Annotated in this window: 11 protein-coding genes; 6 read left to right on the forward strand and 5 right to left on the reverse strand. The window is 52.4% G+C overall.

Translation table 11 applies throughout. The annotated features are described in order from the left end of the window. Positions 1–248: 248 nt before the first annotated feature. Positions 249–788 carry a MarR family winged helix-turn-helix transcriptional regulator gene (locus tag ACO0LG_RS05220; protein WP_423024013.1) on the reverse strand — a complete coding sequence of 180 codons (540 nt, stop codon included), beginning with the start codon at positions 786–788 and terminating at the stop codon, positions 249–251. Positions 789–1033: 245 nt separating this feature from the next. On the opposite strand from ACO0LG_RS05220, the gene ACO0LG_RS05225 reads away from it, so the two are divergent. Continuing rightward, complete coding sequence (locus tag ACO0LG_RS05225) at positions 1034–2290, forward strand: flavin-dependent oxidoreductase (RefSeq protein ID WP_423024015.1); 1257 nt, start codon at positions 1034–1036, stop codon at positions 2288–2290. A 71-nt stretch (positions 2291–2361) separates the two neighbouring features. Here the strand turns inward: ACO0LG_RS05225 and katG are convergent, their stop codons facing one another. Next, positions 2362–4536: a catalase/peroxidase HPI gene (gene katG, locus ACO0LG_RS05230; protein ID WP_423024017.1), complete on the reverse strand. Its 2175-nt coding sequence runs from the start codon at positions 4534–4536 to the stop codon at positions 2362–2364. A 342-nt stretch (positions 4537–4878) separates the two neighbouring features. Here katG and ACO0LG_RS05235 point away from each other — a divergent pair, with 342 nt between their 5' ends. The 4 genes from ACO0LG_RS05235 (at position 4879) to ACO0LG_RS05250 (ending at position 7659) form a co-directional block, all read left to right on the forward strand. Further along, a complete protein-coding gene (locus ACO0LG_RS05235) occupies positions 4879–5127 on the forward strand; it encodes a DUF3297 family protein (RefSeq protein ID WP_423000171.1) in 249 nt (82 codons plus the stop codon). 175 nt (positions 5128–5302) lie between these two features. Beyond that, positions 5303–6079, forward strand: a complete 777-nt coding sequence (locus tag ACO0LG_RS05240) for a tRNA-uridine aminocarboxypropyltransferase (protein ID WP_423024019.1) — start codon at positions 5303–5305, stop codon at positions 6077–6079. Positions 6080–6290: 211 nt separating this feature from the next. After that, the gene (locus ACO0LG_RS05245; RefSeq protein WP_423024021.1) at positions 6291–6725 is read left to right on the forward strand and encodes a MarR family winged helix-turn-helix transcriptional regulator; all 435 of its coding nucleotides are present in this window, start codon (positions 6291–6293) and stop codon (positions 6723–6725) included. 166 nt (positions 6726–6891) lie between these two features. Then, positions 6892–7659 (forward strand): alpha/beta fold hydrolase, encoded by a 768-nt coding sequence (locus tag ACO0LG_RS05250; protein WP_423024023.1) that lies wholly within the window; start codon positions 6892–6894, stop codon positions 7657–7659. 60 nt (positions 7660–7719) lie between these two features. Here the strand turns inward: ACO0LG_RS05250 and ACO0LG_RS05255 are convergent, their stop codons facing one another. Both ACO0LG_RS05255 and ACO0LG_RS05260 read right to left on the reverse strand, forming a co-directional pair. Then, entirely contained in the window at positions 7720–9165 is a 1446-nt protein-coding gene (locus ACO0LG_RS05255) for a protein kinase domain-containing protein (protein WP_423024025.1), read from the reverse strand. A gap of 115 nt (positions 9166–9280) precedes the next feature. After that, positions 9281–11536, reverse strand: a complete 2256-nt coding sequence (locus ACO0LG_RS05260) for a hypothetical protein (RefSeq protein ID WP_423024027.1) — start codon at positions 11534–11536, stop codon at positions 9281–9283. A gap of 45 nt (positions 11537–11581) precedes the next feature. On the opposite strand from ACO0LG_RS05260, the gene ACO0LG_RS05265 reads away from it, so the two are divergent. Further along, positions 11582–11839, forward strand: a complete 258-nt coding sequence (locus ACO0LG_RS05265) for a hypothetical protein (protein WP_423024029.1) — start codon at positions 11582–11584, stop codon at positions 11837–11839. On the opposite strand, the gene ACO0LG_RS05270 is transcribed toward ACO0LG_RS05265, so the two are convergent. After that, a complete protein-coding gene (locus ACO0LG_RS05270) occupies positions 11801–13288 on the reverse strand; it encodes an FHA domain-containing protein (protein WP_423024031.1) in 1488 nt (495 codons plus the stop codon). The two genes, ACO0LG_RS05265 and ACO0LG_RS05270, sit on opposite strands and share 39 nt — an antisense overlap. Positions 13289–13464: the final 176 nt, after the last annotated feature.

The raw sequence follows: 13464 nt of genomic DNA on the forward strand, positions 1-13464 counted from the left end.
AGTGTTGTTGCTTTTCGTTATTGGCCTTGTTTGCTGGCTGGGCTAGTCATGTTTGGTTTTTTAATTACGACAGATTATTGTTATGTCGCATAACAGTTATTCAATATAATAATATTTTGAGCAGGATGCAAGTGGGGTTTTCTTTTTTTGGATTTTTTGTTGGCAAGTGGTGACTTACTCATTACATCGAGAAACATTGGATTCCGCAGGTTGGGCTGCGGTTTACCAGCCCAACCTACGCAAAGCTATTACTTCGCCTCCATACACAACTTCCCCAACAAGGCACGTAACTGCTGTCTTTCCTTCACCGTCAATTGTTGGCTAACCCTGTCATCATGTTCTTTCACTGCCTGCTTATATTTCTCCAATTGCTTCTGTCCCTCTTTGGTGAGGTGCAGGTTGTAGGATCTGCGGTCGCCGGCGTCTTGCCGTTCCAGCAAACCAGCTTGCTCAAAATTGTCGATGATGGCGACTACGCCTGAGCGGGCGATGCCCATGACTTCTGCGAGGCGGGTTTGTGAGATGCCGGGGTTGTTGCTGATGATCACCAAAGAAGAAAAACGCTGTGGCGTGATGTCAAATGCGCCCAGACTGGCGGTGAAGTCTGCATAGATGGATAGCTGGGCGCGGCGTACAGCATAGCCGGTGAGTTCTTCGAGGATATCGTAATTGATACCTTCTATGCGGGCATTGAAGGTGGGGGCTTGTGGTTTGCTAGCCTCGCGCCTGGGCGCTGGCGTCTTGGACTTGGATTGCACTTTGGTGTTGGCTGGTTTTTGTTTGGGCATGGTCAGGCAATATGAATGAGCTTGTTCTTTGAAGTATTGTACATGTTGCGCTATTTTTAATTAACTACACTGCGTTGTAAGCTTATTGCCACACTACAAGAATCAGAATACGGACCCTAAGCGCTCTAAGCTGTACCGCAATAATTTGCAACACATCTTGTGTTATCCAGAATAATTGTTATACAGTAGAACAATTAAGCGGTTTATTAAAGACGTGCTGCATTATAATTTTGCTGGAGGAAGACATGAAAGTAGTTATCGCAGGTGCCGGTATAGGTGGCCTTACTCTGGCGTTGATGTTGCATGAGCGCGGGATAGAAGTTGAAGTGTATGAGGCAGTCAATGCAATCAAGCCGCTGGGTGTGGGTATCAATTTATTGCCGCATGCAAGCCAGCAATTGTGTCAGTTGGGGCTGGAAAGTTGTCTCGCTGAGCGCGGGATTGAAACTTCATCCCTATCTTATTTCAATAAATTTGGGCAAAAAATCTGGCAAGAGCCGCGAGGGCGTGCGGCTGGGTATGACTCACCGCAATATTCTATACACCGTGGTGAGTTACAGATGACTTTGCTACAGAATGCCATAGACCGGCTGGGTGCTGGGCGCATTCACCAGGGACATGCATTCACGTCTTTTGAGCAGGTAGCGGACAAGGTCATTTCTACTTTCACCATGCAGGCGGATAAAGCGGCGGTGCTGGTTGAGTCTGATTTGCTCATCGGTGCTGATGGTATACATTCCGCAGTGCGGCGCTTTTTATATACACAGGGTGACCAGCCGCGTTTTTCTGGCCGCATGCTGTGGCGGGGTGTGACGGAGGCTGCGCCGTACATGGACGGGCGCAGCATGTTCATGGCGGGGCATCAGGATCAGAAATTTGTTTGTTACCCTATCTCTGAGCCATTGCGGGCGCAAGGCCGTTCGTTGATAAACTGGATTGCAGAGTTGCGTGTGCCGGGTGGTGAATTGCCAGCGTCGGACTGGAATCGCAAAGTGGATAAGGCTACCTTTAGCAAACCCTTTGATAGCTGGAACTGGGGCTGGATAGATATTCCCGAGCTGATCGAAAAGTCAGAGGTGGTGTATGAATTTCCACTGGTAGACCGCGACCCTTTGCCGCGCTGGACCTTTGAGCGGGTGACATTATTGGGTGATGCGGCACACCCCATGTACCCTATAGGCTCGAACGGCAGTGCACAGGCGATACTTGATGCGCGCTATCTGACAAATTGCCTGGTTAATGAATCAAATATTTTGTATGCCCTGCGTGAGTATGAAGCTGAACGCTTGCCGCGCACTACGGGCATCGTATTGCGCAACCGCATGAACGGACCTGAGCAAGTGATGCAGATGGCGGAAGAACGTGCGCCGCAAGGTTTCGCGGACGTGAATGAAGTAATTGCACAGGCTGAACTGGAGGCGATTTCTTTGCGGTATAAACGGCTGGCGGGCTTTGATAAGGACGCCATGTCTTTGGCAAAAGTGGCGGGGAACTCAGTATAAAAGCGTAGATTGTGCCGGGCCTGGCGAGGGCCGACACAATCTACGCTATTGCAATCAGATTTATTTGAACATCACAACAAATCAAACCTGTCCGCATTCATGACCTTGGTCCAGGCCCTCACAAAATCACGCACGAATAGCTGCTGCGCGTCGCTGCTGGCATACACTTCTGCCAGTGCGCGTAATTGTGAGTTGGAACCAAAGACCAGGTCTATGACGCTGGCTGTCCATTTCAGATCACCCGTTTTTCTGTCGCGGCCTTCGAGCAAACCATCGGTACCTGACTTTTGCCACTTGGTTCTCATGTCCAACAGGTTGACGAAGAAGTCGTTGTTAAGCGTCTCTGCGTGTTTGGTAAGTACGCTTTTGGCATCAAGTGCGCGCAGGCCACCTACCAGCACTGTCATTTCTGGTGCACTCAAGTTCAGTAGTTGTGCCTTGTCGATGAGCAGTGCTGCTGCGGCGTCTTCGAGACCCTTGCGCAGGTAATTGCGGAAACCGTCTGCCACGGGTTCGAGTACGGCGAAAGACTCAACGTCGGTTTGTTCCTGGCTGGCATCCATACGGCCTGGAGTGAATGGCACGGTGATATCTTGCCCGGCTTTTTTGGCTGCGGCTTCGATGGCGGCGCTGCCACCCAGAACGATCAAGTCAGCCAGTGAGATTTTTTTACCGTCAGATTGCGCGGCGTTGAACGTAGACTGTATCGCTTCCAGTCTGGCGAGTACCTTGGCCAGTTCGGCTGGTTGGTTAGCTTCCCAGTCTTTTTGTGGTGCCAGGCGTATGCGTGCGCCGTTGGCACCGCCACGTTTGTCGCTGCCGCGATAGGTGGATGCGGATGCCCAGGCGGTGTTGACGAGTTGCGATATGGAGAGGCCGGATGCCAGCAGCTTGGCTTTGAGACTGGCGATGTCTTTGTCGTCAACCAGAGAGTGATCGACCGCAGGGATAGGGTCTTGCCAGATCAGTTCTTCTTTTGGTACCAGCGGGCCAAGGTAACGGGCTATGGGGCCCATGTCACGGTGGGTCAGTTTGAACCATGCGCGAGCGAAGGCATCTGCCAGTTCGTGCGGGTTTTGCAGGAAGCGGCGGGAAATTTTTTCATAAGCCGGGTCTGCGCGCAGGGCCAGGTCTGCGGTGGTCATCATGGGGGCGTGACGCAAGGATGGGTCATGCGCATCTGGCACTGTGGTTTTGGCAGTTGGGTCGGTTGGTGTCCATTGATGGGCTCCGGCGGGGCTCTTGGTGAGTTGCCATTCGTAGCCGAACAGGGTTTCGAAATAGGAGTTATCCCATTTGGTGGGCGTTGGTGTCCAGGCGCCTTCAATCCCGCTGGTGGTGGTATGCACGCCTACACCACTGCCAAAGCTGTTGGTCCAACCCAGGCCTTGTTCTTCGATACTGCCGCCTTCTGGTTCTGCGCCGACATGGGCTGGGTCGCCTGCGCCGTGGGCTTTGCCGAAGGTATGGCCGCCTGCAACGAGGGCGACGGTTTCTTCATCGTTCATGGCCATGCGGGCGAAGGTTTCGCGGATGTCGCGGGCAGATGCCAACGGGTCTGGCTTGCCATTCGGGCCTTCTGGGTTGACGTAGATCAGGCCCATTTGCACGGCGGCGAGAGACTTTTCGAGTTCGCGGTCTCCTGTATAGCGTTGGTCATCCAGCCATTTGCCCTCTGAACCCCAGTAGATATCTTCTTGCGGTTCCCACACGTCAGGGCGGCCACCGGCAAAGCCGAAGGTCTTGAAACCCATGGAGTCAAGCGCGACGTTACCTGCCAAGATCATCAGATCTGCCCAGGACAGTTTGTTGCCATATTTTTGCTTGATGGGCCACAACAGGCGGCGCGCCTTGTCGAGGTTGCCATTGTCTGGCCAGCTATTCAGCGGTGCGAAGCGTTGCGCGCCTGCCCCAGCACCGCCACGGCCATCGCCGGTACGATAGGTGCCTGCGCTATGCCAGGCCATGCGGATGAAGAAAGGGCCGTAATGGCCGTAGTCTGCTGGCCACCAGTCTTGCGAGTCTGTCATCAGTGCGTGCAGGTCCTGTATCACTGCATCCAGATCAAGGGTCTTGAAGGCTTTGGCGTAATTGAAGTCCTTTTCCATGGGATTGGATGAAGGAGAATGCTGATGCAGGATTTTGAGATTCAGTTGGTTTGGCCACCAGCCTGCATTAGTTGGGGAACCGGCCACAGCAGTTAAGCGGGCACTTCCTGAGAACGGGCATTTCGCATCGTTTGACATCGTTATCTCCTTTGGTTGAATGATAAGCGAGCTCATTTCATCAAGGGATGAGATGAGTTCTACTACCTGATCGATTGTAGAGATGGAAGAGCAATAGGTATACTTAATTTAATTTATCGATTCAATTTGTTTTGACTATTGAAAGATTCAAGCTTTAGAAAGTAGAGTGTTCGTGTGGTTTTTAAAAATGATGAATACATGAATAGGCGTGAACACGAAACGCAGCGTGGCAAAGCCAATCGCACCTGTCGAATTGCCTTTATTATATTAACTTATATCTAGCAAAGAGTCATGCTGCGGTTGTCATTGAATCCCCTGCCGTTCTAAGGGATAATCGTGCTTATGAACGATACTACACAATACCCTCCATTACCGGATCGCCTGTCGGTTGATCCGCGCAGCCCTTATCATGTCGCCGAAGTGTTTCAACACGATGTCGGCATCAAGCTCAATGGCAAAGAGCGCAATGATGTTGAAGAATATTGCATCAGTGAAGGCTGGGTCAGCGTTGCTGCTGGCAAGGCGCGTGACCGCAAGGGCAACCCTTTGATGATCAAGGTCAAGGGCGTGGTTGAGGCGTTTTACCGCTGATTGCTTTTTTGTAGAGGTAGCAAGGTGCAACCGTTGAAGTTGCACCTTTGTCTTTTAGCTAGCCAGTTCACTGGCTATCAGCGCGTGTTGCGCTCTCCTTTAGCATTCCAGAATATCGCCTGCCTGTTTTTCAAACACGCATGGTGCCATGCCTGCTACCTGATTTGCATCTCTGATGAAGCCATCGCCATTGCCACCTCTGTCACATCCACCCCATGCAGTATCCCGCCTGCGTTCTGCACGTCTTGAGCGTAGCACCAGGCCGTTTTTGGCGCGTGGCGGCCCCAAGGGAGAGCGTTGTAGTGGCTGCAGGCTGATCCTCAGTCATTGTCTGTGTGAATTGCGCCCCATCGTGCCAACTCGCGCCGGGGTATGCCTGCTGATGGCCGAGCATGAAACACTTAAACCCAGCAACACTGGCTGGCTGATTGCCGATGTGGTACCCAAGACAATGGCTTTTGGCTGGGCACGTACAGAAGTTGACCCCGCCTTGCTGGCCCTGCTGGCTGATCCGCAATGGCAGCCGTATGTGGTGTTCCCCGGTGAGTTTGTGGCACCTGAGCGCGTGATTACGGAATTGCCACCTGTAGATGCAGAGCACAATAACAACAAGCGCCCGCTGTTCATTTTGCTGGATGCAACCTGGCCAGAGGCACGAAAGATATTCAAGAAAAGCCCTTACCTGGCGCAGTTCCCCGTACTTAGCCTGCTGCCAGAGCAGTTATCACGTTACCGTTTGCGCCGCTCACGGCGGGATGATCATTTGTGTACCTCTGAAGTGGCGGCTTTGTGCCTGGGGCTGGCTGGCGAAACTGCGGCTGCGCAGGCGCTGGAGATGTATCTGGATGTGTTCACTGATCATTATCTGAGGGCCAAGCAGCAGTTGAAGGTGGAGTGGGAAGATGAATTGCATGTGCAGATGCGGGAGTTGGTGGGGGGGGATAAAAAATAACGTAGGTGGGCCTTCGTCGTAGGTTGGGCTACGGGTTATCAGCCTAACACTCAGCCTCAGATAACATATACGTTTATTAAACGCCCAGTGTTGGGCTGGTAAATCGTAGCCTAGCGAGGCCCGGCCCAACCTACAAACCCGCCAACGTCTTCACATTTGCGACCAATCCCAAAGTACGCTAGGCTAACGCCATACCAAAATTTGATTATCTATGACTACCCGCAAACCACCCCTGCTCGCAGACCATCTGTGTTTCAACCTGTACTCTACGTCACTGAAAATGACGCAGTTGTACAAACCGTTGCTGGCTGAGTTGAACCTGACTTATCCGCAATATCTGGTCATGGTGGTGTTGTGGGAAGAAGAAGGCCTGGGGATACGTGATCTGGCAAGCCGCCTGGGGCAGGATTCCGGTTCTATCACGCCCGTGGTAAAACGCCTTGAAGCAGAAGGTTATCTGCTGCGTAACCGCGACCCAAAAGATGAGCGCAACAGGGTACTGACGCTGACGGATGAGGGTAATAAACTGCGTGCAGCCGGCGTACGTATCAGCCAGACAATTGCTACCGCCTGTGGCTTGCAACTGACCGACTTCAAGCAGCTTATGGCTGGCCTGAACAAACTGAGTAGTCACCTCGACCGTTAAATTTAAAGCAAGCTGAAATAAAAATATTGAAATTTAACTTGCGCGCTAATTATTAGCGCGCTATTATTCGCCACATGGCAAAGCGCAAAAGACGGGAAACGCCATTCAAATACTTAGCGCGCTAACTAATTTATCTGTTTTTAAATTTTCTATGAAAGTCATCATCATGAAAAACATCAGCAAAACCGCATTGATCTTATCTGTTGCCCTGTCCTCTGCTGCTGCCTTGCCGGGCCATGCATTGGCCGCAACCAGCAGCGACACCACGGTAGTCCTGGTCCACGGCGCTTTCGCTGATGGTTCAAGCTGGAACCAGGTTACGCCATTTCTGCAAGCGAAAGGCGTAAAGGTTGTCGCCGTGCAAAACCCGCTTTCTTCACTGGCGGATGATGTAGCTGCGGTACAGCGTGTAGTCGATGCCCAGACTGGCAAGGTAGTACTGGTCGGTCATTCATGGGGTGGTGCCGTAATTACACAGGCGGGTATCAGCGACAAGATCAAGGCGCTGGTATATGTGGCCGCGTTTGCACCTTCTGAAGGTGAAGCATTGGGTGGCTTGGGTAAAGACTATCCAGTCCCGCCAGGTATCGCGACGCTGAAACCAGATGCCAATGGCAACCTGGAATTGTCACCAGTATCATTTGCGACTAATTTCGCTCAAGATGTACCAAAAGAAAAAACTGCGGTGCTGGCCACTACCCAAGGTCTGCTGCCAGCCAAGGTGTTTGGTGAAGCGGTGACATTCGCTGCGTGGAAAAACAAGCCCAGCTATTACATCGTCGCCAGCAAAGACCGCATGATAGATCCGGGCTTGCAAGCCGCGTTTGCGAAAAAGATCAATGCCGTGACAACCACGCTGTCAACCAGCCATGTGCCTATGTTGTCGCAACCTAAAGCGGTTGCAGAAGCGATTATGGCTGCGGTCAAGAATTAAGCAGTTTAATTGATTGATGTCGAGGCCAGTGCCGTTGCTGATGGCACTGGCCTTTTGCATTCAGGCTGCTACGCCTGGCATTTGCCCATTGTCGGTACCGTTATTGCGACTGATTGCCGCCAGATAGCGTTGTGCTTCTTCCCAGGTGATGGTCGTGTCGGTTGGCGCATCTGCAGGTGAGGCTGTTAAGGCTGCTGTCATTGCTTCATCCTGCAAGCGTTTTTGTTCTTGCTGTTCTTTATATTGCCTTAGCTGCTCATCTTTTTGACGGCGCTGGGCATCTTCTATGGCGTGCAGGCGGTTTTGTCTCTCTATGAGTGCGCGCAGTGCTGCGCTGGCTTGCTCGCGCCTTTGTTTTTCCAGTTCCTTGCGTTGCCGTCTTTGCTCGGCGCGCTGGCGGGCGGCGGCTTCTATCAACGATTCTCTTATTTCTGCCTGTGGCCTGATGTTGACGGAAGCCTTGACGGACATTGCGCTATTGAGCGGTTTAGTCGCAGCCTGCAGGGTCTGCAATAACGCACGCACACTGGCTGGGCGCTGGTCCGGCTGGATGGCAAAGCCGCTTTGCAAGACTTGCCATTGCGCTGCATTCAAAGCTGCGGGTTGTATAGGTTGCTGCTGGGGGTGGCGATATTCGCCAAAGGGCATGGCCGCTTCCAGCATCTGGTAAATCATGACGGCAACTGCATATACATCAAGACCGGGGCTGTGCTGATGACTGCCGGCTTCTGGTGCACGGTAACCTGCGGTACCCGCATAGGGTGAACGCGATGGCGTCATGCTGGTGGAAATGAGACCAGCCTGGGTATGGCTGCGCAAGCGGGCAGAGATACCAAAATCGAGCAGCTTGATATCACCTGCCTGTGTCAATAAAAGATTGCTGGGCTTTAAATCACGGTGCACGAGTTTGTGCTTGGCCCAGGCATAATCAAGTGCATCTGCCACGGGGCTGAGCATGTCCAACACTTGCTTGAGAGTGCAGCGGGTGTGCTTGATGAGATAGTTTTCCAGATCGTGCCCGTCCAGATATTCCATGATGATGAAATAACTGTTGGTGGCAGGATCGCGTGCCCAGTCGTATACTCTGACAATGTGTTCATGCGCCAACCTGCGCACCAGTGATGCTTCTTCGACCAGCAGGCGCGCATGGAGGGCGCTTTGGGTCAGTTGTGGTGGCAAAATCTTGAGAGCCACTGTCTCGCTGTGACCTAGCTCAGCCTGGGTTGCCAGGTCACTGGCTTGCCATACCTGGCCCATGCCGCCCTGCCCTAACAGTTTTTCGAGCCTGTAGCGTTTGGAGACGCCACCCACTTCTTGCCCCGCCAGAAAACCCAAGTCAGTACCCTGTGCGGGTTCTTGTGCGGCCTTGCTGGCCTGCCTGGAAATGGCAGGGGCAAGCTCATTGTCGAGTATTGCGTTTTTGCGTTGCTTGAATTCGTCTTCGGTTAGCAGACCTTCATCCAGCAATGCGCGCAATTCACGGATTTTTTGTAGTGGCGTTTGCATTGTGATGACTGGTCTTCTTTAACTTGGATATGGGGTGTAACATTAAATTTTCTTCGATGTCCGGCGGCGTTTTTCAGCTGAGTTTTACACTGCATTCGCCAGCTTCGTCCTATGCCTATTTTCTTCCTGCCTGACTGGACTGCGCTACGCGGTTGCCAGCGTTTTGCGCCATGCTCAGGTCTATCTCATGGCGTCTTTGCTGCTCTGCTTCTCTTTGCGCACGTTCATCTCCAATGCGCTCTTGCAGCATCTTGACTGCCTGTTCCCATGTCATGCCTTGCTGCGCACTGGCCATGGCACCCATGGCATGAGCGGCATGTTCTGAACTGCCAGCCTGCATGGCGAGGATTTGTTCTGCCGTCAGGCTGGACTGAGCCTGCACCTTGACGATCTCGGCCAATGCAATCGCATTCGCCGGATCAGCAGTGGCGATCTTGCCGGTTTCGCTGAAGTTGGCGATGGCATTCATGCGTTCTATGGCAATGCGTGCCAGCAGGGCATCATGTGCCTGCTCTGCCTGACGTTGTTCACGTTCCAGGCTGAGTCTGGCAAACTTGTCGGCCCGCTCGGCTTCTGCCATTTGTAGTTCTTTTTTCCATCGGCGTTCATCATCTTGCTGCTTGAGTTGCTGGCGCAAGGTTTCAACTTCCACTTCGGCCAGCCTGGCTTGATGCTGTTGCTGCTGTGTCTGCTGTTCAAACTGGGCATGAGCTTTCAGCGTTGTCAGCAATTTTTCATGCTGAGCCATGGCATCGGCCTGGTTGTCGTTGCGTTTGATGCCATTGATTTTTTCTTGTACCTGGCTGAGTTTGAATTCAGTATCAACATCGCTGATGCTGTCTTCACGTTGCAATGCACGCGTGCGTTGCTGTTGCAGTTCTTCTTCCCAGGCCTGTATGCGCTGGAATTCTCTGGCCTTGGCTTCTGCTTCTATGCTGATCAGTATCAGGCGGTTTTTTTGTTCTTCATCTTCCAGTTCCTGCTCACGGCGTGCCAGGTGGTTTTGCTTGTGGCGCAATAACGCTGTCTGGGCTTTTTGCTGTTCCTGATCAGCGATCAGGCTGGCTAGCGCGAACTCGTGTTCGAGCTGGAATTTTTTTAACTGATGCTGGATTTTCTGCTGCATCAGTTGTGCGGTCTCCTTGCCCTGCAACTGGGTGATTTCTGATTCTGAACGCATCTTGATGCGCGCCATGGTACGTACATGCAGCCACTGGTCTGCCTCATTCTGGCGATGTTCAGATTTTTGCTTGAGACCGTGTTCCAGTTCTTTGATGGTATCTGCAGCGCCACGCTCCAGCGCATGCTTGCGCGTGGCTGCATCGGCAATGCGGCTATATAGTTCCAGCTCGCGGGCACGTATGGTTTGCAGTCTTTCGTTTTCATCCTGGCGCAACTTGGCGCGGCTCAGGCGTTTTTTGGCGTTCTCGACCTGGCCTTGCATATACAACCAGCCCAGGTCTTTGCCAAACTGCTGGCGCAGTTCTTCATGTCGGTAACGCAGGCGGATTTGTTCTTCCTGCCTGGAGATTTTTTGCCATTCGCTATTGGTGTAAAGCGCATCGATGAGCTTGCTTTGTTCCAGTTTGGCGCGTTGACCATCAATGACCAGATGCATGCTGCCTATCTTTTCACTAAGCTTTTCCCTGTCATCTGTCAGCTTGTCATGCCGTACTTCACGCGTGACGGCCTGAGTCGCGACGAAGCCATATTCTGCAATCGACAAATTCAGGGTCGACAACAGGCGTTCATCGAGTTGCTGGCGCAGGTGGGCATTGTCTTGCAAATCCCGCAAGGATTGCGCACCCAAAAATTCAAGCGCAATCTGGCGCACCATCGGTTCCAGCAACTGTTGTAATTGCTGGCAGGTGATGATGCCGGGTGCGGTCATGAAATGTTTGGCAAATGCAGGTACGTCAGCAATCTTGACGCTGATGACAAACTTGGCAGCGATAGCCAGAAATTCTGCGGTGTGCAGATCGTCAAAGCTGAAGAGCAGGGCAAAGGGATTCAGGCGGGTCAGCAAGATTTCCGCCGCTTTGTCGGTCTGCAAACCCATGAGCTGGCCGCTGATGTCTTGCCCCATGTAATCGCCTGTCAACAATTCGACAAACTGGCCTTCTTGCACTATATAGGCGCGTGCGCTGACAGGGATATGCAAGTCTTGTTTTGTGATGCTGCTGAGTGGGCGCAGGCCAAAATACATCGCGACCTCATTCTCTTTTGGCAGCCAGCGATTCTGGCGCAAAATAGTCTCGTGCCGCGGGCTGCTTAGCATGAAGCCGCAATGCGTGCAATAAATTGCATCTTGTATATTGCCATGGTCGCACTGGGGGCATTTGAGTTTGGAACTGGCAAAGATGCTGAACATGGGAACTCCTTCAATCGCGGCGCGGTGCGGGGACGAGGGAACATCATGCACCTGAGCAAAAATGGTAGCACCGGGGTTGGATTTGAAAGGCGGGAACAGAAGGGGGTTTTAGGGCCAGATCGTGATTTGTATGGAAAAAACATGCCGTTTCTGTACGGCTTCACTAAGGAAGTACCGATAAATCAATCTGATTGCACATTGGCAGGATTAACAAAATTTTTCAATGGCATTGCCATTTTTGCCATGTTAATTCGCCTCACAGTCTCAGTATCGCGCATTTGCCAGCCCTGGATAAGGGTTTGACCATGGCACTTGAGGAGCTGCATTTAAATCTGCAGAATCGTCGAGCATGTTTTCTTGCGAAGTTAGCATGTCCCTGTGCCAGAACTGACCCTGAAAATGAAATATCAGCGGCAAACCTTCAGGCATATTTTGTGGCAATGTCATCGCCCTTGTTTCCGGTTTGAGCAGATACAGCATGCCGCTCCCTCTCTTGACATCCAGGTCACTGAGGATAATGACATGCGGCAGCATTGCCATGACTTGCAGTTTGACTATGCCCCTCACACTGGCGCAAAACTCAATTTGCATGCCTGCATGCAAAGCATAGGCCTGGTCTTTTTCCATACTGATACCGTCAAGCAAAGTGCCATAGCGTGATATATCGATGATTTCTGCACCGGCGGCTTTTCTACGGATGATGGCGTGACGGGCGCTGATGCGGCGTGTCAGCCTGGCATTTTCTGCCGGGTTATTGGCGTTATGGCTGAGCTGGATATCGGCCTGCGGCTGCTCTTCCATGCGGCCAAGCACACATTCATCCAGAGCGAAGAGGCGGATATGCCTGAATGACTGCTTATGGCCGATAGCCAGGCTGGCATATTTTGTTACTGGCTTACTGCTTACCGACCTGTTAGTTACCGGCTTGCCTGCTGCTGCCCTGTCTGGTACTGTTGTAGGCGAGGGTACTTGTTTAAGCTTTGGTACATTGACTGGCACATCTGCTTCTGCAACAACTTCAATAAGTTCTTCATCCCAGGCTATCGCCCCCATGGCGATTTCATATTTGCCTGTAGGTGGGAGCATGTCCAGCTTGGCCACAGAGGCATCCCTGGCATTGATTTCTATATCCATATTGCCATGCGCATAGCTGCTCGACTGACCAAGCCCACTCAACGTGGCAATCGCGCCATCTTCTGCAATGACTCTGACATTTTTTTGTGCCGCCAGAAAGACGCTGTGTATTTCTGTCAGGCTGGCGTCTGCACGCGGCACGAAGAGCACGCTGGTGCACAGCCATTTGCGTCTGGCGCTAGGGTCTTGCTGATGTGACAAACTGATTTCTATCGGGTATTGCCCATGCTCCTTGCTTTTGGATGAGAAGCTGACCAGCAGGGGTTGCCATTGTCCTGAGACGGTGCGCAGCAGCCGCAGTTTTGCGGCCCCAGAGGCGATAAGCTCGCAATGCAATTGCACTTCAATGATGGTGGCATTTGCTGGCAAGATGCCGCACAATTCCAGCTTGAGGGTTTGTCGGCCACCTGCGGCACGCGGGTCATAGCCGCTGAAATGCATATGCAGGTTGGCTGGTGCATATGCCTCCGTTTTTTTTGTCAGCCTGCCAGCGGATGCATGCAGTAATTCACGTCTCAACGGATTTGCTGACTGCGCATGGCCCGCCGCACATATGGCTTCACCCTCTGCCACCCAGTGCGTGCAATAAGGATGATACGGGTTGTGGCATTTTTTCATGGTGTCTGGCAAGTGGTGCAGAAGCGCGAATGGAGGACAGGATTCGACATGGGTAGTCAGCGCGGTGATGCGACTATAAAGGCAGCAGCGCCAGATCAAATGCTGGAATACTGCTGTTTTTCGCCGTCTGCTTGATTGATCGTGATGGATACTGCGTTGACCTGTCCGGCCCGCTG

Origin of the sequence: Undibacterium sp. Ji42W, from assembly GCF_049340405.1 — a bacterium.
Classification (GTDB): domain Bacteria; phylum Pseudomonadota; class Gammaproteobacteria; order Burkholderiales; family Burkholderiaceae_D; genus Undibacterium.